Genomic DNA, 23672 nt, shown 5'->3' with positions numbered 1-23672 from the left:
GAGCCGGCGTCCGCGACCGATACCGTCGAGGAGTGACCGACCAGCCCGCCCCGCCCCGCACCGCCCCGGAACTGTTCACCTGGGAGTTCGCCGCCGATCCCTACCCCGCCTACGCCTGGCTGCGCGAGCACGAGCCCGTGCGCCGGACGCGGCTGCCGAGCGGGGTCGAGGCCTGGCTGGTCACCCGGTACGCCGACGCCCGGCAGGCCCTCGCCGACCAGCGGCTGAGCAAGAACCCCGCGCACCACGACGAGCCCGCGCACGCCAAGGGCAAGACCGGTATCCCGGGCGAGCGCAAGGCCGAGCTGATGACGCACCTGCTGAACATCGATCCGCCGGACCACACCAGGCTGCGCAGACTGGTCAGCAAGGCGTTCACGCCCCGCCGGGTCGCCGAGTTCGCCTCCCGGGTGCAGGAGCTGACCGACGACCTCATCGACGGCTTCGCGAGGACGGGCTCCGCCGACCTCATCCACGAGTTCGCCTTCCCACTGCCCATCTACGCCATCTGCGACCTGCTCGGCGTCCCGCGCGAGGACCAGGACGACTTCCGTGACTGGGCCGGGATGATGATCAGGCACGGCGGAGGACCGCGCGGCGGGGTCGCCCGGTCGGTGAAGAAGATGCGCGGCTACCTCGCCGAGCTGATCCACCGCAAGCGTGCGGCACTGCCGGCCGAGCCCACCCCGGGCGAGGACCTGATCTCCGGCCTCATCCGCGCCTCCGACCACGGTGAGCACCTCACCGAGAACGAGGCCGCCGCGATGGCCTTCATCCTTCTGTTCGCCGGCTTCGAGACGACCGTCAACCTCATCGGCAACGGCACCTACGCCCTGCTCACCCACCCCGAGCAGCGCCACCGGCTGCAGGACTCCCTCGCCCGCGGCGAACAGGGCCTGCTCGAGACCGGTGTCGAGGAACTGCTGCGCTACGACGGCCCGGTCGAGCTGGCCACCTGGCGGTTCGCCACCCAGCCGCTCACCCTCGGCGGGCAGGACATCGCGGCCGGCGACCCGGTGCTCGTCGTCCTCGCCGCGGCCGACCGGGACCCGGAGCGGTTCGCCGACCCGGATGTCCTCGACCTCGCCCGCGAGGACAACCAGCACCTCGGCTACGGCCACGGCATCCACTACTGCCTCGGCGCCCCGCTCGCCCGGCTGGAGGGCCGGACCGCGCTCGCCACGCTCCTCACCCGCCTCCCCGACCTGCGGCTCGCGGCCGATCCGGCCGATCTGCGCTGGCGCGGCGGGCTCATCATGCGCGGGCTGCGCACCCTGCCCGTGGAGTTCACCCCGGCCGCGGAACAGGCCGTACAACCCTGAACGTGAAGGGCGTTCAACTTTGTGATCTTCACGTGATCTGTGCGGCATGAACTTGTGACAAGTGATCGTATGCCTATACGTTCACCCATCAGCGCGGCCCGAGCATTACGCGCCGCGCCGGTCCCGCTGTCGCACGAAAGGCTTCCGCATGCTCTCCGGGAACGGTCGTCACCGTCGCCCCCGTCAGGCTCCGGCTCTTCTCGTCGCGGCCGGAGTGACCGGCTCCGCCATCGCCATCCCGCTCCTCGGCGCCGCGAGCGCCAACGCGGCCGACGGCACCACCTGGGACAAGGTCGCCGAATGCGAGAGCGGCGGCTCCTGGAGCGCCGACACGGGCAACGGGTACTACGGCGGGCTGCAGATCTCACAGGACGACTGGGACGCCTACAGCGGCACCAAGTACGCCGCCACCGCCGACCAGGCCAGCCGCTCGCAGCAGATCGCCGTCGCCGAGAAGATCCTCGCCGACCAGGGCACCACGCCCTGGACCACCTGTGCCCTGCTCTCCGGTCTGACCTCCAACTCCGGATCCCTGGACGTCGACACGGGTGTCGGGGGCTCCGGGAAGTCCGACGCGGACCAGGACGAGTCGGGCGACTCCTCCGGCTCCACGGACTCGTCCGGTTCCACCGATGATTCCGACTCGTCCGGTCTGCCGGATTCCTCCTCGTCGCCCGACTCCTCCTCGGGCTCGGCGGACAAGTCGCCCTCGGGTGCGGACAAGGGTGCCGGTTCCAAGGGGTCGGGCAAGAGCACGGATGCCCCCAAGTCCGACAAATCCGCATCGCCGAGCGCCGAGACGTCGCAGGGGAGCGAGTCCGCGACCGCGGAACCCGCTGTGGAGGACTCGGACAATTCATGGCAGACCGGCGGTTCTTGGAGCCTCGTCGACACCGGAGCGCTCAGCAGTGGCGGACGTCACCGCGGGGGTAGTGCGGACGAAAGCGTGACAAACGGTCAGAGCGCCGCCTCGTCGGGCAAGCACGCCTCCCGCGGGGCGGACGCCTACACCGTGCATGAGGGCGACACCCTGGCCTCCATCGCCGACTCCCTTGACGTGGACGGTGGATGGCACGAGCTCTACTCCCTGAACAAGAAGGCCATCGGCGCCGACCCGAACCACATCTCCGCCGGTCAGACCCTGGAAGTCGGTAGCGAAACGGGCCAAAAGCAGCGGTAGTTGACGCCCGTATTGGTCGTCGATGTCCGTTTCGGGGAAAGTGTGGGATGAGTCTCAGAAGCCCTGATCGTCTTTGAAATTCCCTCGATCGCGTGTCTACGGTCATGACCGCTCGTCACCACGAGCCCCGGCTGTCGCAACGCCGAATCCTGCCAGCGGCCGCCCGGGAACAGTCGTCGCGTAATGCGCCGTAGGCAGGAGCGGGGGACCCAAGGTAAGTGCCGGAACCAGCGGTCGCGCTGGAACCGGCTAGGGGTGGAGCCGCGGCCCGCGAAAGCGGGCCCGCGGCCGGGCAACTCAACCGGCCCGAACCCGACAGCTCACCTCGCAGGCGTCGGTGAGGGGATCCATCCATGCTGTTCTCCAGCAAGGGCAAGCACCGTCGTCCGTCCAAGGCCACCCGTGCCATCGCGCTGGCCGGTGTCACCGGCGCCGCCGTCGCCGCCCCGCTGATGGCGGCCGGCAACGCCTCCGCCGCCACCACCTCCGAGTGGGACGCGGTCGCCCAGTGCGAGTCCGGTGGCAACTGGTCCATCAACACCGGCAACGGCTACTACGGCGGTCTGCAGTTCTCCGCCTCCACCTGGGCCGCCTACGGCGGTACGCAGTACGCCGGGCAGGCCGACCAGGCCTCCAAGGCCCAGCAGATAGCCGTCGCCGAGAAGGTCCTCGCCGCCCAGGGCAAGGGCGCCTGGCCGGTGTGCGGCAAGGGCCTGTCCAGCACCCCCAACAACGGCTCCGCCCCGAGCGGCTCCTCCAAGAGCACCTCCTCGGGTAGCACCGCCAGCCGCTCCACCGACCAGCAGGCCGCCTCCCGCTCCAGCGAGCGCCCGGCCGCGAGCGCGAAGAAGACCGTCACCACCCCGACCGGCAAGAAGGTCAAGAAGGGCGACGGCGAGTACAAGGTGGTCAAGGGCGACACCCTCGGCACCATCGCCGAGAAGCACAAGGTCGACGGCGGCTGGCAGAAGCTGTTCAAGCTGAACAAGGACATCGTCGAGGACGCCGACCTCATCTACCCGGGCCAGCAGCTGCACCTGAAGTGACACCTGGCTCCGACCGGAACCACAGTGCCCTCACAAGGCCGTCCCCCAGGCTGAAGGCCGCGTGAGGGTCATTCCCCCCGTCCCCCACGGGCTCCCCGCCCCGGTGCGTTTTCCCCCGTACGCACCGGGGCGGGGCTGTGTTTTCCCCGGCCCTTCCCCTCTTCGTTCGCGGGACCTCACCCGGACCCCTTTGTTCCGGGCAGGAACAATGGGTACCGTCTCCCTGTCCACGGGACGGTCGGTCGGTGGCCGACGCCCCTTGGACGGTTAGGCTCTAGTCGCAAGGCAGAGCCGTAAGGCACCCCGCCCCGCACTTCCAGCGTCACATCCAAGAAGGAGATGCTCGTGCCGTCCATCGACGTCGTCGTAGCCCGGGAAATCCTGGACTCCCGAGGCAACCCCACGGTCGAGGTCGAGGTCGGCCTCGACGACGGCAGCACGGGTCGTGCCGCCGTTCCGTCCGGTGCCTCCACCGGTGCCTTCGAGGCCATCGAGCTCCGCGACGGCGACCCCAACCGCTACCAGGGCAAGGGCGTCGAGAAGGCCGTCCTCGCCGTCATCGAGCAGATCGGCCCGGAGCTGGTCGGCTACGACGCCACCGAGCAGCGCCTGATCGACCAGGCGATGTTCGACCTGGACGCCACCGACAACAAGGGCTCCCTCGGCGCCAACGCCATCCTCGGCGTCTCCCTCGCCGTCGCGCACGCCGCCTCCGAGGCCAGCGACCTCCCGCTGTTCCGCTACCTGGGCGGCCCGAACGCGCACCTGCTGCCGGTGCCGATGATGAACATCCTGAACGGCGGCTCGCACGCCGACTCCAACGTGGACATCCAGGAGTTCATGATCGCCCCGATCGGCGCGGAGTCCTTCTCCGAGGCCCTGCGCTGGGGCACCGAGGTCTACCACACGCTGAAGAAGGTCCTGAAGAGCAAGGGCCTGTCCACCGGCCTCGGCGACGAGGGCGGCTTCGCCCCGAACCTCGGCTCCAACCGCGAGGCCCTCGACCTCATCCTCGAGGCCGTCAAGGAAGCCGGCTACGCGCCCGGCGAGCAGATCGCCCTCGCGCTCGACGTCGCCGCCTCCGAGTTCTACAAGGACGGCAAGTACCTCTTCGAGGGCAAGGAGCGCTCCGCCGCCGAGATGACGGAGTACTACGAGGAGCTCGTCGCGGCCTACCCGCTCGTCTCCATCGAGGACCCGCTGTTCGAGGACGACTGGGCCGGCTGGAAGATCATCACCGACAAGCTCGGCGACAAGGTCCAGCTCGTCGGTGACGACCTGTTCGTCACCAACCCCGAGCGCCTCGCCCGCGGCATCGACGAGGGCGCCGCCAACGCCCTGCTGGTCAAGGTGAACCAGATCGGCTCGCTCACCGAGACCCTGGACGCCGTCGAGCTGGCCCAGCGCAACGGCTTCAAGTGCATGATGTCCCACCGCTCCGGTGAGACCGAGGACGTCACCATCGCCGACCTGGCCGTCGCCACCAACTGCGGCCAGATCAAGACCGGTGCCCCGGCCCGCTCCGAGCGCGTCGCCAAGTACAACCAGCTCCTGCGCATCGAGGAGATCCTCGACGACGCCGCGGTGTACGCCGGCCGCAGCGCGTTCCCGCGCTTCCGCGGCCACACCGAGGTCTCCAAGGGCTGACCTCCGCCGGGCCGATCCGAACGGGACGGCCCGGGTATCAGCCAGTCGTACGTACGTCCCCGTACCCGGTCCCGTACCGTGTGCGGGGACGTACGCACGTGGAAGGGGAGGCGGAGAGCCAGATGGCCGTCAAGGACCGGGACCGTTTCTCCACCGCCACCAGGCTGCGCGCCCTCGGCGAGCAGACCGCGGCCAGGGTCTACCGCTCCCAGACCAAACGGCAGGCCCGCCGCTCCCGGCTCACCGGCCGCGCGGCCCTGCTGGCACTGGTGCTGTGCTCGCTGATCGTCGCCCTCGCCTACCCGATGCGGCAGTACGTCTCCCAGCGTGCCGAGATCTCCGACCTCCAGCGGGAGCGGGGGCAGGCCCGGCAGCGCGTAGAAGAACTGCGTGACCTCAAGGCGCGCTGGCAGGACGACGCCTACGCCGAGCAGCAGATCCGGCGCCGGCTGCACTACGTGATGCCCGGGGAGACGGGCTACGTCGTCGTCGACCCGGGCGAGGCCAGGCAGTCCCGCGCCGACCTCGGGGCCGCCCACCGGCCCTGGTACGCGAACGTCTGGGACGGGGTCGACAAGGCCGACGCCTCCGACCAGTGACCGGACCCCGGCCGGCCACCGGCCGCCACCAGTAACCGGCCCGCGGGCCGGCCTCCGACAGAAAGCCACCCTGAAAGCAGTCATGGAAACGCCTCCGCCGCCCACTCCGCGCACCGAGCCCACCGACGCGGACGTCGAGGCCTTCAAGCAGCAGCTGGGCCGCCCGCCGCGGGGCCTGCGGGCCATCGCGCACCGCTGCCCCTGCGGCCAGCCGGACGTCGTGGAGACGGCGCCCCGGCTGCCCGACGGCACGCCCTTCCCGACGACGTACTACCTGACGTGCCCGCGCGCCAACTCGGCGATCGGCACGCTGGAGGCCGACGGCGTCATGAAGGAGATGACCGAGCGGCTGGGGACCGACCCGGAGCTGGCCGCCGCCTACCGGGCCGCCCACGAGGACTACATCCGGCGCCGGGACGAGATCGAGGTGCTGGCGGGCTTCCCGAGCGCCGGCGGCATGCCGGACCGGGTGAAGTGCCTGCACGTGCTGGTGGCCCACTCGCTGGCCGCCGGGCCGGGCGTGAACCCGCTCGGCGACGAGGCGATCGCGATGCTCCCCGAGTGGTGGAGCAAGGGTCCGTGCGTGACGCCGTGCGAGCCGGCCGGGGAGGACGAGAAGTGACCCGCGTGGCCGCCGTCGACTGCGGTACGAACTCCATCCGCCTGCTGGTCGCCGACGCCGATCCCGTGACCGGTGAACTCGTCGAACTGGACCGGCGGATGACGATCGTGCGGCTCGGCCAGGGCGTCGACCGCACCGGCCGGCTCGCCCCCGAGGCGCTGGAGCGGACCTTCGCCGCCTGCCGTGAGTACGCCGAGGTCATCAAGGAGCACGGCGCGCAGAGGATCCGCTTCGTGGCCACCTCCGCCTCCCGGGACGCCGAGAACCGGGACGACTTCGTGCGCGGCGTCGTGGACATCCTCGGCGTCGAGCCCGAGGTCATCACCGGCGACCAGGAGGCCGAGTTCTCCTTCACCGGCGCGACCAACGAGCTCAGGGGCCACGACCACCTGCCCCGCCCCTACCTCGTGGTGGACATCGGCGGCGGCTCCACCGAGTTCGTCGTCGGCGACGACCACGTACGGGCCGCGCGGTCGGTGGACGTCGGCTGCGTGCGGATGACCGAACGGCACCTGGTGCACGAGGGCGAGGTCGTCGATCCGCCCACCGAGGAGCGGATCGCGGCCATGAGGGCGGACATCGAGGCCGCCCTCGACCTCGCCGAGCGGACGGTCCCGCTGCGCGAGGCGCGCACCCTGGTCGGCCTCGCCGGTTCGGTCACCACCGTCTCGGCGATCGCCCAGGAGCTGCCCGAGTACGACTCCGCGCGCATCCACCACTCCCGCGTCACCCGGGAGCGCGTCCGCGAGATCACGGACGAGTTGCTGCACTCCACGCACGCCGAGCGCGCGGCGATCCCCTCCATGCACCCGGGCCGGGTCGACGTGATCGGCGCGGGCGCCCTCGTGCTGCTCGCGATCATGGAGCGGACCGGTGCCGAAGAGGTCGTCGTCAGCGAGCACGACATCCTCGACGGCATCGCCTTCGGCGCGGCGCAGAGCGCGGCGCCGTAAGCGGCTGCCGAACGGCTGGGGCGGGCGCGTCACCGCGCCCGCCGGCGAGCGGAAGCCGGCGGCCCGTGCCGCCGGTGGCCGCGGTCAACGCCCCGTTCCCAGGGGCACTTTCCGTCCGGATGCTACTGATGAGTAGCCTCTGTTGAGCAGTTCGGATAACGTGTGAGCGAGCCGTTCGGCGCCTCCGGCGGCACCCCGTCGGGAAAGTTCGTGAACTTCTTCACAAGGAATTCCGTCCCGTGCGGCCGGGAAGCGGGGCCGGGTGGCCCTTCCGGGGGTTCATCTGTCGTTTGAACATGTTCAGATGATGGGTGCACGAGGGGCCTGGGAGGAATGCTCCGAGTGTGTTTCCCGTCCCTCACGGACGCCCTGAATCGACAGAGAGGCAGCTCACGCGGCCTTGACAACGGGTCAGACCGCCCCGCGGTTCCGGGTTCGCGACATGACCTGCGTCACGCGGGGCGCGGAGTTTAGCACAGGGTGTGCAAGAGCTTGTGAAGGGGCGCACGAGCAGCCCCCCTGAGCCGGGTGGATACTCGATGGCATGAGCACCACGGAGCGTCCCAGGATCCTCGTAGTAGGCGGTGGGTACGTAGGCCTGTACGCAGCTCGGCGCATCCTCAAGAAGATGCGCTACGGCGAGGCGACCGTCACGGTCGTCGACCCCCGGTCGTACATGACCTACCAGCCCTTCCTCCCCGAAGCCGCCGCCGGCAGCATCTCCCCTCGGCACGTCGTCGTCCCGCTGCGACGCGTACTGCCGAAGGCGGAGGTCCTCACCGGCCGGGTCACCACCATCGACCAGGACCGCAAGGTCGCCACGATCGCCCCCCTCGTGGGCGAGGCGTACGAGCTGCCCTTCGACTACCTGGTCATCGCGATGGGCGCGGTCTCCCGCACCTTCCCGATCCCCGGCCTCGCCGAGCAGGGCATCGGCATGAAGGGCATCGAGGAGTCCATCGGCCTGCGCAACCACGTCCTGGAGCAGCTGGACAAGGCCGACTCCACGACCGACGAGGAGATCCGCCGCAAGGCGCTCACCTTCGTCTTCATCGGCGGTGGCTTCGCGGGCGCGGAGACCATCGGCGAGGTCGAGGACTTGGCCCGGGACGCGGCCAAGTACTACAAGAACGTCTCCCGCGAGGACATGCGGTTCGTCCTCGTCGACGCCGCGGACAAGATCCTCCCCGAGGTCGGCCCCAAGCTCGGCCAGTACGGCAAGGAGCACCTGGAGAGCCGCGGCGTGGAGATCTACCTCTCCACCTCCATGGACTCCTGCGTGGACGGCCACGTCGTGCTGAAGAACGGCCTCGAGGTCGACTCCAACACGATCGTCTGGACCGCCGGCGTCAAGCCGAACCCGGCCCTCGCCCGCTTCGGCCTGCCCCTCGGCCCGCGCGGCCACGTCGACTGCGAGCCCACGCTCCAGGTCAAGGGCACCGACTACATCTGGGCCGCCGGTGACAACGCCCAGGTCCCGGACCTCGTCGGCCGCAAGGCGGGCAACGAGAACGCCTGGTGCCCGCCGAACGCCCAGCACGCGCTGCGCCAGGCCCGTGCCCTCGGCGACAACGTGATCTCCGGTATGCGGGGCTTCCCGCAGAAGGAGTACGAGCACGCCAACAAGGGTGCGGTGGCCGGTCTCGGCCTGCACAAGGGCGTGGCGATGATCGTCATGGGCAAGATGAAGATCAAGCTCAAGGGCCGCCTCGCCTGGTACATGCACCGTGGCTACCACGGCATGGCGATGCCGACCTGGAACCGCAAGATCCGCGTCTTCGCCGACTGGACCCTCGGCATGTTCCTCAAGCGCGAGGTCGTCTCCCTGGGCGCCATGGAGAACCCGCGCGAGGAGTTCTACGAGGCCGCCAAGCCGGCCCCGGTCGCCGCCGCCAGCAAGACGGGCGAGAAGGCCAAGGCCTCCTGACCCACGGTTCGCTCACCGGTCGCCGAACCGGTGTCGTGACCACTCGAAAGACCTCCTGCCATCCGTGGTGCGGGAGGTCTTTCGGCGTTCCGGCGGACTTCCGGCAAGGGGGTGCCGATCTGTAACTCCTTTGCGGGACTGCGCCGGAGGCCTCGCGGTGTTTACGTGGTATCGGACATCCGGGATCGTCGTCTTGGAGGTGTGCGCCATGGCCGACGCCGCGCCGCGGTTGAGAAAGCTTGCCGAGCAGCTACTGGGAGCACCGCTACCGGTGCGGATCCGCGCCTGGGACGGTTCGCAGGACGGCCCGCCGGACGCCCCGGCCCTCGTCGTCCGCAACCGCCGGGCCCTGCGCCGACTGCTCTTCAAACCCGGCGAGTTGGGCCTGGCCCGGGCCTGGGTCTCCGGGGACCTGGACATCGAGGGCGACCTCTACGGAGTCCTCGAGGTCATGGCGGGGCTGGTGTGGGAGCGCGGCGAGGACGCCCGCGGACTCGCCGAGGCGCTGCGCGACCCCGAGGTGCGGGCCGCGGGACGCGAGCTGCTGAGGCTCGCCGGGCCGCCGATCCCGCCCGCCCCGCCCCGCGAGGAGGTCCGCAGACGCCCTCACCTGCACACCCGGCACAGCGACCGGCGGGCCATCAGCCACCACTACGACGTCGGCAACGACTTCTACGAACTCGTCCTCGGCCCGTCGATGGTCTACTCGTGCGCCTACTGGCAGGACGGCGGCACCCTGGAGTCCGCCCAGCGGGACAAGCTCGAACTCGTCTGCGTCAAGCTCGGCCTGACGCAGGGGCAGCGGCTGCTGGACGTCGGCTGCGGCTGGGGCTCGATGGCCATCCACGCGGCCCGTGAGCACGGCGTGCGCGTCGTCGGCGTCACCCTCTCCCAGGAACAGGCGGCGTACGCCCGCAAGCGCGTCGCGGAGGAGGGGCTGACCGACCGCGTGGAGATCCGCGTCCAGGACTACCGGGACGTCCCGGACGGCCCCTACGACGCGATCTCCTCCATCGGCATGGCCGAACACGTCGGCGCCGAGCGTTACCTGGAGTACGCGAGCGGCCTGTACGCCCTGCTGAAGCCCGGCGGACGGCTGCTCAACCACCAGATCGCCCGCCGCCCGCAGCGCGACGAATCCTCGTACGAGGTCGACGCGTTCATCGACGCCTACGTCTTCCCCGACGGGGAGCTCGCCCCGCTCGGCACCACCGTCACCCAGCTCGAGCGGGCCGGTTTCGAGGTCCGGGACGTGGAGTCGATCCGCGAGCACTACGCCCGCACCCTGCGCCAGTGGGTCACCCGGTTGGAGGCGGGCCAGGAGCGCGCCATGCGCCTCACCAGTCCCGGCCGGACCCGTGTCTGGCTGCTGTACATGGCCGCCTGCGCGCTCGCCTTCGAACGCAACCGCATCGGCGTCAACCAGGTCCTGGCCGTCCGCACCCCCGAGTCGGGCGCCTCCGGGCTCCCCCTGCGCACCCGCACCTGGAACACCTGACCCGCCGGGACACGACGAGGGGCCCCGTTCCGGCACGCGGAACGGGGCCCCGGTCGTCCGTGCGGCTACTCGGCCTTGATCGCCGTCAGCATGTTCAGCCGGGCCGCGCGCCGGGCCGGCCACAGGGCGGCCAGCACCCCGACCACTCCCGCCAGCAGCAGGAAGAGCGCCATCCGGCCCCAGGGCAGGACCAGTTCGTACGTCGGCATCTTCGTGCCCAGCAGCTCGCCGGCCGCCCAGCCGAAGAACACACCGAGGCCGATGCCGAGCACCCCGCCGAACAGGGAGATCACCAGCGACTCCAGGCGGACCATCCGCTTGACCGACCTGCGGTCCAGGCCGATCGCCCGCAGCATGCCGATCTCCTGGGAGCGCTCGAAGACCGACATGGCCAGGGTGTTGATGACGCCGAGGACCGCGACGATCACCGCCATGCCCAGCAGGCCGTAGACCATGTTCAGCATCAGCGTGAACATCTTCGCGATGTCGTTGGAGATGTCCTTCTTGTCCTGGACCAGGACCGCCGGGTTGGAGCCGAGGGCCTTCTCCAGCCTGTCCTTGGCACCGTCGGACGCCCCGCCCTCGGTCCTGACCATCACCTGCATGTCGGCCGGGTCGGCCAGGTGCGGGGTGAGGACCTTGTTGTCGAGCATGATCCCGTTGAGCATGTCGTTGCCCTCGTAGATCCCGGCGACCGTGAGACGGCGCGCCGCGCCGTCCTCGAAGTGCGCGGTGAACCCGGAGCCGACCCGCCAGCCGTGTTCCTCGGCCCGGTCCTTGTCCACGACGATCCGCGAGCCGCCCACGGTGAAGGAGCCGTCGTCCACCTTCAGGTCCGTCAGCTCGCCGATGGCCGAGCCGTCGACGCCGGTGAGGTACTCCGTCTCGCCGCCGATCCGGGACGCGCCGTTGCGCAGCGGGCTGCTGGCGGTGACACCGTCGGCGTCGGCGAGCCTGCGCGCCACGTCCGGGGAGAGCGGGCCGCGGTTGGCCATCGAAACGACGTAGTCCGCGCGGATCGCCGAGCTGGCCATCCGGTCGATCGAGGTCTGCAGGCTGCCCGCCATCACCGTCATGCCGGTGATCAGCGTCAGGCCGATCATCAGCGCGGACGCCGTGGCCGCCGTACGGCGCGGGTTGCGCACCGAGTTCTGGCGGGCCAGCTTGCCCGAGACACCGAACACGCGCAGCACGGGCGCGGCGGCCGCGATCAGCGGGCGGGACAGCAGCGGGGTCAGGATGAACACGCCGATGATGAGCAGGACCGCGCCGAGCCCCATCGGGCCCTGGGCGGAGTCGGTGTCCATCGTCGTGGCCGCGAGGACCACCGCGACGCCCGCCGCCGAGAACAGCGCGCCGAGCGTGTTGCGCAGCACCAGCGACTTGGTGGTCGCCTTGGCGTGCACGCTGCTCATCGCCGCCACCGGCGGGATCCTGGCCGCGCGGCGGCCCGGCAGCCAGGCGGCCAGCACGGTGATGACGATGCCGACGGCGAGGGCGGTCAGCACGGTGCCCGGCGTGATCACCAGCGGCCCGTCGGGCACGCTCGCGCCGAACGAGCCCAGCAGCGACCGCAGGCCCGCGCCGATGCCGATGCCCGCGGCCAGTCCGGTCACCCCGGCGACCGTGCCGACCACCAGTGCCTCGATCAGCACCGAGCGGGTGACCTGCTGGCGGGAGGCGCCGACCGCCCGCAGCAGGGCCAGTTCCCTGGTGCGCTGGGCGACCAGCATGGTGAAGGTGTTGGCGATGATGAACGTGCCGACGAACAGGGCGATGCCGGCGAACACCAGCAGGCTCTGCTTGAGACCGCTCATCGAGGCGGAGATCATCTCGGCCTGGTCGTCGGCGAGCCGCTTGCCGGTGGTGGTCTCCACCAGGTGCGACGGCAGCGCCTTGTCCAGGGACGCCTTGAGCGCGCTCTGGCTGGTTCCCGACGTCGCCTTCACGTCGATCTCGTCGTAGGTGCCCTTCTTGCCGAACAGGGCCTGCGCGGTGGGCGTGTCGAAGAGGGCGAGGCTGCCGCCGGCGGCCACGTTGCCGTCGTCGGTGCTGAAGATGCCGCTGATGCGCGGGGTGAGGACGGGGCCGTCCACCGAGAGCCGGACGGTGTCGCCGACCTTGTAGCCGGCCCGCTCGGCGGTCCTGGCGTCGATGAGCATCTCGCCCCGGCCGCTGGGCGCGTGTCCGGCGACCAGGGGGTAGCGGGCGTCCTTGGTGCCCCAGTAGTTGCCGCCCTCGGACTGCCAGCCGTCGCCGAGCAGCTTGCCGTCCTTGCCGGCGATGGCGGTGAAGCCGGTGACGACACCGGTCGCGGAGGCGGCGCCGGGCGCATCGGCGGCCCGGTCGAGCAGGGTCTGGGTCAGCTCGGGGGTCTTGCCGACCCGGTCCCCCTTGGAGTCCTGGTACTCGGGCCGTACGGCGACGTCGACCTGGTCGAAGCCCTTGGCGGAGCTCTTCTGGTAGGCGTCGGAGATGGTGTTGGTGAAGACGAGGGTCCCGGACACGAAGGCCACGCCGAGCATGACGGCGAGCACGGTCATCAGGAGCCGGGCCTTGTGCGCGGAGACGTTGCGCAGGGCGGTGCGGAACATCAGCTGGTACGGCCCTTCGCGTCGAACTGCTTCATCAGGTCGAGGACGGAGTCGGCGGTGGGGCCGTGGATCTCGTCCACGATGCGGCCGTCGGCGAGGAAGACCACCCGGTCCGCGTACGCCGCCGCCACCGGGTCGTGGGTCACCATGACCACCGTCTGACCCAGCTCGCGCACCGAGTTGCGCAGGAAGCCCAGCACCTCGGCGCCGGAGCGCGAGTCCAGGTTGCCGGTCGGCTCGTCACCGAAGATGATCTCCGGCTTGGAGGCGAGGGCGCGGGCCACGGCCACGCGCTGCTGCTGGCCGCCGGAGAGCTGGGCGGGCCGGTGGCTCAGCCGCCCGGAGAGCCCGACCATCTGGATGACCTGGTCCAGCCACGCCCTGTCCGGCTTCCGCCCGGCGATGTCCATCGGCAGGGTGATGTTCTCCAGCGCGGTCAGCGTCGGCAGCAGGTTGAAGGCCTGGAAGATGAAGCCGATCTTGTCCCGGCGGAGCTTGGTGAGCTGCTTGTCCTTCAGGGAGCCCAGTTCGGTCTCGCCGATCCGCACGGACCCCGCGGAGAAGGTGTCCAGACCTGCCACGCAGTGCATCAGCGTGGACTTGCCGGAACCGGACGGTCCCATGATCGCGGTGAACTCCGCCTGCCGGAAGTCGACCGAGACCCGGTCCAGGGCGACCACCCGGGTCTCGCCCTGCCCGTAGATCTTCGACAGCTCGGTGGCGCGTGCGGCCACGGCCGTGGTCCGGCCGGCGGTGGGTGTGGTGGTCACGGGAGGGTGCTCCTGTCGGGACGACGTCTGTTTCGGGGACTTGATCCATCGTCCCGGCCGCCGGCGTGCGTGTAGTCAGCCGCTGTTCCGGTTCCGGGGGGCGACTCCGGTCGGACGGAGCGGGTCCGTGTCATACCTGGGGAGGACGGGAGACCCTGACGCGCGCGGTGGCCAGAACAGGACGAGCGCCCTCGTTCGGTAGGTGAAATTCCGTCATTCCGCGTACGTGCGCACCCACGTCCCGTCACGCTGGTGGCAAGTGCGGATGGCGAGTTCCGGGTGCTGATGCTCCCTCAGACGTCAATAAAATAAGACAACATCGGGGCATTACTTCGTCTGTTCGAGGGATGTGCCCCGATAGGCTCGGAGCCTCGCAGCGGTGCCCATGGCCTGCCCGGATGGTGGAATGCAGACACGGCGAGCTTAAACCTCGCTGCCCCTTCGCGGGCGTGCCGGTTCAAGTCCGGCTCCGGGCACCAACCTTCTCTTTTCCGGACCGCTCCCTTGAGTCCCGCGCGTTCTGTCCCGTGACCGTTGACAGCGGTATGTGTGCGGCCGGAGACTCACGTTCCCAGAGAGTGAAAGAAATTTCACCATGCGAACGCGAGTGGTTCCAGAGAAGAGGGAGCGACCGATGCGCACCACCGTCGGGATCATCGGAGCCGGTCCGGCCGGGCTGCTTCTGGCGCGGCTGCTGCACCGCGCCGGCATCGACTCGGTCGTCCTGGAGAGCCGCGACCGCGCCTACGTCGAGCAGCGGCAGCGGGCCGGGATCCTGGAGCAGGGCACCGTGGACGTGCTGCGGGAGGCGGGCGCCGGCGAACGGATGGACCGCGAGGGGATGCGGCACGACGGGATCGAACTGCGCTTCGACCGGCGCCGGCACCGTGTCGACTTCCCCGGCCTCACCGGCGGGCGGTCCGTGACGGTCTACGCCCAGACGGAGGTGTGCAAGGACCTCATCGCCCTCCAGCTGGCCGAAGGGGGCGCGCTGCTGTTCGAGGCGGAGGCGCTGGCCGTCGAGGGCGCGGACGGCGACCGGCCCCGGGTGCCGTTCCGGCACCAGGGGCGCGAGGACGTCCTGGAGTGCGACTACGTCGTCGGGTGCGACGGTTTCTGGGGCGTGGCCCGCAAGGCCTTCCCCGCCGCCTCGCGGGTGTTCGGGCGGACCTACCCCTACGCCTGGCTCGGCATCCTCGCCGACGTGGCGCCCTCGCACGACGAACTCGTCTACGCCCGCCACGACCGCGGCTTCGCCCTGCTCTCCATGCGCTCGCCCTCCGTCTCCCGTCTCTACCTCCAGGTGCCCGCCGGCACCGAGGCGGGCGGGTGGAGCGACGAGGAGATCTGGGCCGAACTGGACCGGCGCCTGGAGACCGGCGACGGCTGGAAGCTGGAGCGCGGTCAGATCACCCAGAAGTCGGTCACCCCCATGCGGTCCTTCGTGCACGAGCCGATGCGCCACGGCCGGCTCTTCCTGGCCGGTGACGCCGCCCACATCGTGCCGCCCACCGGCGCCAAGGGGCTGAACCTCGCCGTCGGTGACGTCGTGACGTTCGCCCGGGCGCTCGTCCACGAGCGGCGGACCGGGTCGCCCGAACTCCTGGACGGCTACTCAGCCACCTGTCTGCGCCGGATCTGGCAGGCCGAGCGGTTCTCGTACGACATGACGACCATGCTGCACAGCGCCCCCGACGCGACCGCCTTCGACGCCCGACTCCAGGAGGCCCGGCTGGAACGCGTCACCTCCTCCCGCGCGGCCGAGACCGATCTGGCCGAGGCGTACACCGGCTTCCCGCTGGAGTGAGCGGTTCCACAGGGGGAATCAGGGGTTCGCGCGGCGTGTTGGGCAACACCGCAGGGGAAAGATCCCCCTCAAGTAGTACGGCCGTTCTTTTGCCAATCCATTACTCTTGAGCCAAGGCCGCGCACGGCGGCCATGGAGGAGTGAAATGAGGAGCAGTAACCCGGTCTTCTCGCGACGGGGGTTCAGCCGCGACAACGGCTACGCCGGCTTCAACACCGCAGCGCAGGCCGGGTACGCGCAGGGCAACCCGTACGCACAGAACCCGTACGCGCAGAACCCCTACGCCCAGCAGGACCTCCAGCAGGGCGCCCCGCCGCAGGCCCCGGCCGCCACCGGCCGGATGACGATGGACGACGTCGTCATGCGCTCGGCCCTCACGCTCGGCACGGTCGCCGTCGGCGCCGCCCTCGCCTGGGTCCTGCTGCCGGTCTCCACGACCAGCTACGGCCTGGCCTTCGGCTCCGCCATCATCGCGATGGTCCTGGCGCTGGTGCAGAGCTTCAAGCGCACACCGTCGCCCGCGCTGATCCTTGGCTACGCGGCCTTCGAGGGCGTCTTCCTGGGCGTCATCAGCGAGATGTACAACAGCCGCTGGAGCGGTGCGCCCTTCCAGGCGGTGCTCGGCACCATGGCCGTCACGGCCGCGACCCTGCTCGTCTACAAGGCCGGCTGGGTGCGCGTCACGGCCCGCTACGCCCGCATCGGCATGGCCATCGCCATGGCCTTCATCCTGGTGATGGCGGTCAACCTGCTGCTGGTCGCGTTCGGTGTCGCCGAGGACGGCGGCCTGCGCAGCTTCGGCCCGCTCGGCGCGATCGTCGGCATCATCGCCATCGTGCTCGGCGCCTTCTTCCTCACCCTCGACTTCAAGCAGATCGAGGACGGCATCGCCTACGGCGCCCCGCGCAGCGAGTCCTGGCTCGCCGCGTTCGGCCTCACGCTCACCCTGGTGTGGATCTACGTGGAGATGCTGCGGCTGGTGGCGATCTTCAGCAACAACGACTAGTGGCGGCCGGCCCCTGACCGGGCCGCCACTCGGGTGAAGTCGTGGGAAAGGGCCCCGGATCCGGCGAAGACGGATCGCAGGGTCCCTTTGCCGTGGCCGGGTCGCCGCGCGTGCTCAGAGCAGCTTGCGGGCGGCCCTCCTCAGGTCGTACTCATGAATGATCGCCTTGGCGTGGCCGTACGCGAGGTCGTACTCGTGCCGGAGCCAGCTGACCTTCTCCTCGAAGCGGAACAGGGCGGGGCCTTCTTCGACGGTGCGCAGCCAGTCGGAGACTTCACGACCGGTGCAATGGGGGATGCGGGCGAGCAGGTTGCGGTGGGTCTCCTCGGAGAAGAGTTGGGACATCGGCGCCTCCGGATGCAAAGGGGATGTAAGCCGGTCCTTCACGTCACCGTGCCTGAGCGTTCGCGTATTGGCAACAGTGCGGCGCGTTACGCTCAGCCCGTGGTTGATACGACGCCCTTGACCCGAGCAGTGGATCACTTCGCCGACCGGTTGCGGGCGGCGCCCCAGAGTCGGCTCCAGCGGGGAGCCGCCGCCGAGGCGCTGGCCCTGGCCAACGAGTTGGCCCAGTGGGCGCAGCGCGTGGAGGAGCCGGGCTCCGAGCCCCGGGAGATGCCGGACGCGGGGATGTTCGCCGCCGCCGACCAAATCCTGGTGGCCGCGCACGACTTGTCGCTGGTGCTGCGCACCGACGACGAGGTCGGCGAGGCGGTCGGGCTGGTGGAGGAGGCACGGAAGCGGGCAGGCGTCTGAGCCACCGCCACGGCTTCCGCCGCCGTCACAGGGACGCGATGACCCGGTCCGCCAGGATGTAGACCATGTCCCCGCCGCACGCGAACGTCAGCGTGTAGGCGCCGGAGATGCCCGACCCGCCGAGCAGGTACGGCGTGGCGCCCTCCCGCACGGCCGCGGCCAGCCGCTCCGCCGTCTCCCGGTGACCGGGGGTCATGCACAGGGTGGTGCCGTCGGCGAAGACGTAGACGTCCAGGGTGCCCAGGGGGCCGGGCCGGACGTCGGACAGCTCGACCTGGTCGGCGGCGAGCTGCTCCAGGGTGGTCACCGTGCGCTCGTGGTCGTTCACCACCGGCGACTGCACCGGCACGAAGTCCGGGTGCGAGGGATGGCGGCGGCGGGCCGCGGCCAGTTCGGGGGACTCGCCCCCGGAGAACTCCTCGGTCTCCGTGGCCGGCTCGGCGACCGGCTCCAGCGACTCCATGCCCGCGAAGTCGGCCTGCCGGGGCAGGAAGAGGTCGTTCTCGGTGAAACTCAGCAGGGACGGCGCGTCGGAGGCGTCGCGGGCCTCCTGAGCGGCCCAGAACGCCCGCGCCTCGGCCAGTTCCCGCTCCCGCTCCTCGGCCAGCGCCTCGGCCACGGCCGCGCGTATCTCGTCCGCCTCGGCGGCGCGGGCCGCGGGCAGCGGCGCGCGCCTGGCGAAGGCCTGGTTCTCGGCGAGCTGTGCCTGCAGCCGGGTGAGCTGGCGGCGCAGCTTCAGAACGGTCCGCAGGACGGCGACGCCCACGGCGCCCGTGGCGGCCGTGGTGAGCAGCAGGGCGAAGGGCATGGCGCTCACTGACGTACTCCCAGGTTCAAAGTCGACCCCCGACTTCCTACATCAGCTTGAAGGGCGGACTAGCCAGCTGTCAGTGCGTAACGTCACGAAACGGACAGGAGATTGATGGCGTCGTTTCCCGACTCACGGCGCTGACCTGCAAGGACGCCCCTGCGAGGGACATAGGTCACATCCTGAGGGAGATTGGATCACAAAACGGCCCAGAACCCGGGGCTTTCCCGGGTTCTGGGCCACCGCCTGACGTAGGGTGCCGCGCCCGCTACCGAGGGTGCGTCAGCTCAGGCGCTCGATGACCATCGCCATGCCCTGGCCGCCGCCGACGCACATCGTCTCCAGGCCGAACTGCTTGTCGTGGAACTGGAGCGAGTTGATCAGCGTGCCGGTGATGCGCGCGCCGGTCATGCCGAAGGGGTGGCCGACGGCGATCGCGCCACCGTTGACGTTCACCTTGTCCAGGTCGATGCCGAGGTCGCGGTAGGAGGGGATCACCTGGGCGGCGAAGGCCTCGTTGATCTCGACCAGGTCGATGTCGTCGACGGTCAGGCCGGCGCGGCGCAGGGCCTGCTGGGACGCCTCGACCGGGCCGAGGCCCATGATCTCCGGGGAGAGGCCGGAGACGCCGGTGGAGACGATGCGGGCGAGCGGGGTGAGACCGAGCTCGCGGGCCTTGGTGTCGGACATGATGACGACCGCGGCGGCGCCGTCGTTGAGCGGGCAGCAGTTGGCGGCCGTGACGAGCCCGTCGGGGCGGAACACCGGCTTGAGGCCCTGCACGCCCTCCAGGGTGACGCCGGCGCGCGGGCCGTCGTCCTTGGCGACGACCGTGCCGTCCGGCAGGGTCACCGGGGTGATCTCGCGCTCCCAGAAGCCGTTCTTGATGGCCTCTTCGGCCAGGTTCTGCGAGCGGACGCCGAACTCGTCCATGTCCTGGCGGGTCACGCCCTTCCAGCGGGCGAGGTTCTCCGCGGTCTGACCCATCGCGATGTAGGCGTCCGGGACCAGGCCGTCCTCGCGCGGGTCGTGCCAGGTGGTGCCCTCCTGCGCGGCCACGGCGGCGGTACGGGCCTCGGCCTCGGCGAAGAACGGGTTGTGCGTGTCGGGGAGGCTGTCGGAGTTGCCCTTGGTGAAGCGGGACACCATCTCGACGCCGGCCGAGATGAAGACGTCGCCCTCGCCGGCCTTGATGGCGTGCAGGGCCATGCGGCTGGTCTGCAGCGAGGAGGAGCAGTAGCGGGTGACCGTGCAGCCGGGCAGGTGGTCCATGCCCATCTGCACGGCCACGATGCGGCCGAGGTTGTTGCCCTGCTCGCCGCCCGGCAGACCACAGCCGAGCATCAGGTCGTCGATGTCCCTGGGGTCGAGCTCGGGAACCTTGGCCAGTGCCGCCTGGATGATCGTGGCGGTCAGGTCGTCCGGGCGCAGGTCCTTGAGGGAGCCCTTGAAGGCGCGGCCGATGGGGGAGCGGGCGGTCGAGACGATGACGGCTTCGGGCATCACGGCTCCAGAGGACGGAGTTGGGCAGGGCCGGTTGGGAAGTTACCCGGCCGTATGGTTCAGGTCACCGGTGTCGCGGTGTGACACTGACCGCAATTTACTAAGCGCTTGCTTGGGCGCCTGGTGGCTCGGCGGGCCCACCCGTCTGAGGGTTCATGCCGACGGGCGGGCCGGTCCGGCCCGGTTCGGGCTCGCTCACGCGGCGCCGGCGGCGGCGTTTGAGGAGGGCCCAGGGGCCTCGGGGGCCCGTGGGCATGGCCGCCGTGACCTCGGTGCCCGCCTCCGAGGCGGCCTCCGCGGCGGCCCGGGCCACCGGCAGGAAGCCCTCGCGCCGGGACGCGTCCGGCCGTTCCTCCTCGGCCGGCCACAGGCCGAGGGCCGCGCACACCGTGGGCAGGACCGCCATCGCCGCCGTCGCGTAGCCCTCCGCCGAGGGGTGGTAGTTGTCGGGGCCGAACAGCTCCCGGGGATTCGCCTCGAACTCCGGGCCCAGCAGGTCGCCCAGCGACACCGTCCGCCCGCCCTGCTCCACCGCCCCGATCGTCTGCGCCGCCGCCAGTTGCCGCGAGGTCCGGCGGGCCAGCCACCGCAGCGGCTGCTGCACCGGCTCGATGGTGCCGAGGTCCGGGCACGTGCCGACGACCACCTCCGCACCGGCCGTGCGCAGCCGGCGCACCGCCGCCGACAGATGCCGTACCGAACGCGTGGGCGGCATCCGGTGGGTCACGTCGTTCGCGCCGATCATGATGACGCAGACGTCCGGGACGGGATCGGCGGCCGACAGGATCAGCGCCACCTGCCGGTCCAGGTCGTCCGACTGGGCGCCCGGCAACGCCACGTTCCGCAGCTCCACCGGCCGTTCCGCCACCGCGGCCAGCCCCGACGCCAGCAGCGCCCCCGGCGTCTGGCCCGCCCGGTGCACGCCCTGCCCCGCGGCCGTGGAGTCGCCGAGCAGGGCCAGCCGCAGCGGCGGTTCGCCGGGGATGTCGTACGCGTGGCCGTAGACCCCGTCCGCCATCGGCACCCGGCCCCCACTGCCGTTGCCCACATGGCGCCGGGCCAGATGCATCTCAGCCAGCAGCAGGCCGACCGCCGCCGCCCCGACGAGCCCCACCCCGCCGCCGCCGTACGCCGCTCCGGCCGCGATGCGCCGGGCCACTCTCGCCCTCGACATGCTCGTCATGCGTCGCCGCCACCTCCTCGTAGCCGTACACCCACTCCTTGCCCCGTACAGCCCGTGTGCCAATCTCAACGGGGAGTGAACGCCCGTCCGAGGCCACTTCGGGGCCGTAGGCTGGCGGAACCACTAAGACCAATGTTTTTTGCAAGCAACCGGAGACAACGGTGCGATTCCACGACTCGATGATCAGCCTCGTCGGCAACACCCCGCTGGTGCGGCTCAACAACGTGACCAAGGGCATCCAGGCGACCGTCCTGGCCAAGGTGGAGTACTTCAACCCGGGCGGTTCCGTGAAGGACCGCATCGCCCTGCGCATGATCGAGGCCGCCGAGCAGAGCGGGGAGCTCAAGCCGGGCGGCACGATCGTCGAGCCGACCAGCGGCAACACCGGCGTGGGCCTGGCCATCGTGGCCCAGCAGAAGGGCTACAAGTGCATCTTCGTCTGCCCTGACAAGGTGTCCACCGACAAGATCAACGTGCTGCGGGCCTACGGCGCCGAGGTCGTGGTCTGCCCGACGGCCGTGGACCCCGAGCACCCGGACTCGTACTACAACGTCTCCGACCGCCTCGTCCGGGAGACCCCGGGCGCCTGGAAGCCGGACCAGTACTCCAACCCCAACAACCCGCTCTCGCACTATCACTCGACCGGCCCCGAGCTGTGGGAGCAGACCGAGGGGAAGATCACCCACTTCGTGGCCGGCGTCGGCACCGGCGGCACCATCTCCGGCACCGGCCGCTATCTGAAGGACGCCTCCGACGGCGCGGTCAACGTCATCGGCGCCGACCCCGAGGGCTCGGTGTACTCAGGCGGCTCCGGGCGGCCGTACCTGATCGAGGGTGTCGGCGAGGACTTCTGGCCGACCGCGTACGACCGGACGGTGGCCGACGAGATCGTGGCCGTCTCCGACAAGGACGCCTTCCAGATGACCCGCCGCCTGGCCAAGGAGGAGGGCCTGCTGGTCGGCGGCTCCTGCGGGATGGCCGTCGTCGCCGCGCTGCGCGTCGCCGAACGGCTCGGCCCGGACGACGTCGTGGTCGTCCTCCTCCCGGACAGCGGCCGCGGCTACCTCTCGAAGATCTTCAACGACGAGTGGATGGCCGACTACGGCTTCCTCGAGGACGAGGGCCCCAGCGCCCGCGTCGGCGACGTCCTGCAGGACAAGGTGGCCGGCACCATCCCGTCCCTGGTGCACATGCACCCCGAGGAGACCGTGGGTGAGGCCATCGACGTGCTGCGCGAGTACGGCGTCTCGCAGATGCCGGTCGTCAAGCCGGGCGCCGGTCACCCGGACGTGATGGCCGCCGAGGTCGTCGGCTCCGTGGTGGAGCGCGAGCTGCTGGACGCCCTGTTCTCCAAGCGGGCCTCGCTGGAGGACCCGCTGGAGAAGCACATGAGCGCCCCGCTGCCCCAGGTCGGCTCCGGCGAGCCGGTCGGCGACCTGATGTCGGTGCTGGGCTCCGCGGACGCCGCGATCGTCCTGGTCGAGGGCAAGCCGACCGGCGTGGTCAGCCGGCAGGACCTGCTGGCCTTCCTGGCCAAGGGCGGCAACAAGTAGCCGAACCCGCGGTGAACCGCCGGCAACGGCGGCGAACCGGGGGTGACTTGGGCCGGCCGAGCCGTTCCGCAACTGGTACGAGGGTGTCACGTGCGCGCAGCACCCGCTTAACACGGGTCCGGCACATTAGTGGTGTCGGCAGGGCGGGAGCGGCTCCCCGCCCAGGCCGGCGCCGTGCGGCGCCAAGGACCTCCGGAGCGGCTCCCGGACATCCATGGACGCCCAGGACGCGCAAGCCCGGTCCTGACCCGGCCCGCGTCCCTCGCGGGGACCGCCGTCGTCCCGCCCCCCGGAAACGGGGGTGCGGCGGTCCCCGCGCACAACTCCTCCCCCGGGCCCACTCCTCCCCGGGACTCGCCTTGCCCCGGACTCACTTTGCCCGGGACCTCGGTTCCTTCTTCCGCGGGTTTCAGTCCTCCCGGGCGGACCGCCCGGCTTCACGACGTCCGGTGATCAGCTCCGGGTTGAGGCGCACCGCCTGGGCCGCGTTCACACCGACGATGCCGAGCCAGGTGGCCACGATGCCGGTCATTCCGGCCAGGGCGCCGGAGATCGCGGACAGCGGGACGGCCAGCACCAGCGACACGATCGCGAGGCCGTAGCGGTCCGCCCACGAGCCGGCCGGTCCGGACCGCCGGGTGCCGCGCGCGTCGGCCATCCGCTGCTCGGCCAGGTGCCGCCGAACCCGGCGGTCCACCGTGTCGTCGATCCGGCGCTCGACCTTCTCCAGGAAGGAGTCCACGAGCGCGGAGTCGTACTCCTCGCCCAGCTCCCCGCGCGCCCGTACGGTGGCGTCCAGGTCCTTCTTGAGGTCGGTGTCCCGCGAGTCCAGTCCGCTCATGCGCTTCACGGTAAGGAGCGCCGGTGCCCCGCGCACTGGGGTAAACCCCCCTCTTCG

At 70.7% G+C, this 23672-nt stretch carries 20 protein-coding genes, 1 tRNA gene and 1 riboswitch; of the genes, 14 read left to right on the top strand and 7 right to left on the bottom strand.

From position 1 onward, the window contains the following. The first annotated feature begins 32 nt into the window (after positions 1-32). From ACZ6B1_RS16020 to ACZ6B1_RS15980, 9 genes are all read left to right on the top strand, one after another. The gene (locus tag ACZ6B1_RS16020; RefSeq protein ID WP_468778738.1) at positions 33-1322 is read left to right on the top strand and encodes a cytochrome P450 family protein; all 1290 of its coding nucleotides are present in this window, start codon (positions 33-35) and stop codon (positions 1320-1322) included. Between the two features lie 148 nt (positions 1323-1470). After that, the gene (locus ACZ6B1_RS16015) at positions 1471-2502 is read left to right on the top strand and encodes a transglycosylase family protein (protein ID WP_468778736.1); all 1032 of its coding nucleotides are present in this window, start codon (positions 1471-1473) and stop codon (positions 2500-2502) included. Between the two features lie 176 nt (positions 2503-2678). Further along, a riboswitch (cyclic di-AMP (ydaO/yuaA leader) is annotated at positions 2679-2851 on the top strand. A gap of 4 nt (positions 2852-2855) precedes the next feature. Next, positions 2856-3548: a transglycosylase family protein gene (locus ACZ6B1_RS16010; RefSeq protein ID WP_468778734.1), complete on the top strand. Its 693-nt coding sequence runs from the start codon at positions 2856-2858 to the stop codon at positions 3546-3548. Between the two features lie 339 nt (positions 3549-3887). After that, positions 3888-5195: a phosphopyruvate hydratase gene (gene eno, locus ACZ6B1_RS16005; protein ID WP_445051213.1), complete on the top strand. Its 1308-nt coding sequence runs from the start codon at positions 3888-3890 to the stop codon at positions 5193-5195. 122 nt (positions 5196-5317) lie between these two features. Beyond that, entirely contained in the window at positions 5318-5794 is a 477-nt protein-coding gene (locus tag ACZ6B1_RS16000) for an FtsB family cell division protein (protein WP_468778731.1), read from the top strand. A gap of 82 nt (positions 5795-5876) precedes the next feature. Continuing rightward, entirely contained in the window at positions 5877-6416 is a 540-nt protein-coding gene (locus tag ACZ6B1_RS15995) for a DUF501 domain-containing protein (protein WP_358928876.1), read from the top strand. Further along, entirely contained in the window at positions 6413-7369 is a 957-nt protein-coding gene (locus ACZ6B1_RS15990) for a Ppx/GppA phosphatase family protein (RefSeq protein WP_468778729.1), read from the top strand. Before ACZ6B1_RS15995 ends, ACZ6B1_RS15990 begins: the two co-directional genes overlap by 4 nt. Before the next feature lie 544 nt (positions 7370-7913). Next, entirely contained in the window at positions 7914-9296 is a 1383-nt protein-coding gene (locus ACZ6B1_RS15985) for an NAD(P)/FAD-dependent oxidoreductase (RefSeq protein WP_468778727.1), read from the top strand. 208 nt (positions 9297-9504) lie between these two features. Then, positions 9505-10794, top strand: a complete 1290-nt coding sequence (locus tag ACZ6B1_RS15980; protein WP_468778725.1) for a class I SAM-dependent methyltransferase — start codon at positions 9505-9507, stop codon at positions 10792-10794. Between the two features lie 65 nt (positions 10795-10859). Here the strand turns inward: ACZ6B1_RS15980 and ACZ6B1_RS15975 are convergent, their stop codons facing one another. Further along, on the bottom strand, positions 10860-13388 hold the full coding sequence (locus ACZ6B1_RS15975; RefSeq protein WP_468778723.1) for an ABC transporter permease: 2529 nt from the start codon (positions 13386-13388) through the stop codon (positions 10860-10862). Then, entirely contained in the window at positions 13388-14158 is a 771-nt protein-coding gene (locus ACZ6B1_RS15970; protein ID WP_468778722.1) for an ABC transporter ATP-binding protein, read from the bottom strand. Before ACZ6B1_RS15970 ends, ACZ6B1_RS15975 begins: the two co-directional genes overlap by 1 nt. Positions 14159-14550: 392 nt before the next feature. Here ACZ6B1_RS15970 and ACZ6B1_RS15965 point away from each other — a divergent pair. The 3 genes from ACZ6B1_RS15965 (at position 14551) to ACZ6B1_RS15955 (ending at position 16971) form a co-directional block, all read left to right on the top strand. Continuing rightward, positions 14551-14637: transfer RNA gene (locus tag ACZ6B1_RS15965), tRNA-Leu, on the top strand. A 155-nt stretch (positions 14638-14792) separates the two neighbouring features. Further along, positions 14793-15965 (top strand): 4-hydroxybenzoate 3-monooxygenase, encoded by a 1173-nt coding sequence (locus ACZ6B1_RS15960; RefSeq protein WP_468778720.1) that lies wholly within the window; start codon positions 14793-14795, stop codon positions 15963-15965. A gap of 145 nt (positions 15966-16110) precedes the next feature. After that, entirely contained in the window at positions 16111-16971 is an 861-nt protein-coding gene (locus tag ACZ6B1_RS15955; RefSeq protein WP_468778717.1) for a Bax inhibitor-1/YccA family protein, read from the top strand. Between the two features lie 114 nt (positions 16972-17085). Here ACZ6B1_RS15955 and ACZ6B1_RS15950 read toward each other — a convergent pair whose 3' ends face one another. Next, positions 17086-17316: a DUF4287 domain-containing protein gene (locus ACZ6B1_RS15950; protein WP_031173022.1), complete on the bottom strand. Its 231-nt coding sequence runs from the start codon at positions 17314-17316 to the stop codon at positions 17086-17088. 99 nt (positions 17317-17415) lie between these two features. On the opposite strand from ACZ6B1_RS15950, the gene ACZ6B1_RS15945 reads away from it, so the two are divergent. After that, positions 17416-17727, top strand: a complete 312-nt coding sequence (locus ACZ6B1_RS15945) for a hypothetical protein (RefSeq protein ID WP_468778715.1) — start codon at positions 17416-17418, stop codon at positions 17725-17727. A gap of 25 nt (positions 17728-17752) precedes the next feature. Here the strand turns inward: ACZ6B1_RS15945 and ACZ6B1_RS15940 are convergent, their stop codons facing one another. The 3 genes from ACZ6B1_RS15940 to ACZ6B1_RS15930 all read right to left on the bottom strand — a co-directional run bounded on the left by ACZ6B1_RS15940 (position 17753) and on the right by ACZ6B1_RS15930 (position 21221). Continuing rightward, positions 17753-18535, bottom strand: coding sequence for a hypothetical protein (locus ACZ6B1_RS15940; RefSeq protein ID WP_468779379.1), 783 nt, complete (start codon positions 18533-18535; stop codon positions 17753-17755). Between the two features lie 282 nt (positions 18536-18817). After that, positions 18818-20038 carry an acetyl-CoA C-acetyltransferase gene (locus tag ACZ6B1_RS15935; protein WP_468778713.1) on the bottom strand — a complete coding sequence of 407 codons (1221 nt, stop codon included), beginning with the start codon at positions 20036-20038 and terminating at the stop codon, positions 18818-18820. Positions 20039-20138: 100 nt separating this feature from the next. Next, entirely contained in the window at positions 20139-21221 is a 1083-nt protein-coding gene (locus ACZ6B1_RS15930) for an SGNH/GDSL hydrolase family protein (RefSeq protein ID WP_468778711.1), read from the bottom strand. A 161-nt stretch (positions 21222-21382) separates the two neighbouring features. Between ACZ6B1_RS15930 and ACZ6B1_RS15925 the strand changes: the two genes are divergently transcribed. Next, positions 21383-22774 carry a cystathionine beta-synthase gene (locus ACZ6B1_RS15925; protein WP_468778710.1) on the top strand — a complete coding sequence of 464 codons (1392 nt, stop codon included), beginning with the start codon at positions 21383-21385 and terminating at the stop codon, positions 22772-22774. Positions 22775-23183: 409 nt separating this feature from the next. Here ACZ6B1_RS15925 and ACZ6B1_RS15920 read toward each other — a convergent pair whose 3' ends face one another. After that, positions 23184-23615 carry a hypothetical protein gene (locus ACZ6B1_RS15920; protein ID WP_468778707.1) on the bottom strand — a complete coding sequence of 144 codons (432 nt, stop codon included), beginning with the start codon at positions 23613-23615 and terminating at the stop codon, positions 23184-23186. Between the last annotated feature and the right edge of the window lie 57 nt (positions 23616-23672).

The organism is Streptomyces sp. NPDC041129 (assembly GCF_055592265.1).
Note: the sequence above shows the minus strand (reverse complement) of the source record. Positions and strands in the feature narration are given on the sequence as shown.

Excerpts from the sequence above, each read along its gene's own strand:
- ACZ6B1_RS16015 (WP_468778736.1), top strand. The coding sequence starts at position 1,471 with ATGCTCTCCGGGAACGGTCGTCACCGTCGCCCCCGTCAGGCTCCGGCT.
- ACZ6B1_RS16010 (WP_468778734.1), top strand. The coding sequence starts at position 2,856 with ATGCTGTTCTCCAGCAAGGGCAAGCACCGTCGTCCGTCCAAGGCCACC.
- eno (WP_445051213.1), top strand. The coding sequence starts at position 3,888 with ATGCTCGTGCCGTCCATCGACGTCGTCGTAGCCCGGGAAATCCTGGAC.
- ACZ6B1_RS16000 (WP_468778731.1), top strand. The coding sequence starts at position 5,318 with ATGGCCGTCAAGGACCGGGACCGTTTCTCCACCGCCACCAGGCTGCGC.
- ACZ6B1_RS15995 (WP_358928876.1), top strand. The coding sequence starts at position 5,877 with ATGGAAACGCCTCCGCCGCCCACTCCGCGCACCGAGCCCACCGACGCG.
- ACZ6B1_RS15985 (WP_468778727.1), top strand. The coding sequence starts at position 7,914 with ATGAGCACCACGGAGCGTCCCAGGATCCTCGTAGTAGGCGGTGGGTAC.
- ACZ6B1_RS15980 (WP_468778725.1), top strand. The coding sequence starts at position 9,505 with ATGGCCGACGCCGCGCCGCGGTTGAGAAAGCTTGCCGAGCAGCTACTG.
- ACZ6B1_RS15975 (WP_468778723.1), bottom strand. The coding sequence starts at position 13,388 with ATGTTCCGCACCGCCCTGCGCAACGTCTCCGCGCACAAGGCCCGGCTC.
- ACZ6B1_RS15960 (WP_468778720.1), top strand. The coding sequence starts at position 14,793 with ATGCGCACCACCGTCGGGATCATCGGAGCCGGTCCGGCCGGGCTGCTT.
- ACZ6B1_RS15955 (WP_468778717.1), top strand. The coding sequence starts at position 16,111 with ATGAGGAGCAGTAACCCGGTCTTCTCGCGACGGGGGTTCAGCCGCGAC.
- ACZ6B1_RS15950 (WP_031173022.1), bottom strand. The coding sequence starts at position 17,316 with ATGTCCCAACTCTTCTCCGAGGAGACCCACCGCAACCTGCTCGCCCGC.
- ACZ6B1_RS15940 (WP_468779379.1), bottom strand. The coding sequence starts at position 18,535 with ATGCCCTTCGCCCTGCTGCTCACCACGGCCGCCACGGGCGCCGTGGGC.
- ACZ6B1_RS15935 (WP_468778713.1), bottom strand. The coding sequence starts at position 20,038 with ATGCCCGAAGCCGTCATCGTCTCGACCGCCCGCTCCCCCATCGGCCGC.
- ACZ6B1_RS15930 (WP_468778711.1), bottom strand. The coding sequence starts at position 21,221 with ATGACGAGCATGTCGAGGGCGAGAGTGGCCCGGCGCATCGCGGCCGGA.
- ACZ6B1_RS15920 (WP_468778707.1), bottom strand. The coding sequence starts at position 23,615 with ATGAGCGGACTGGACTCGCGGGACACCGACCTCAAGAAGGACCTGGAC.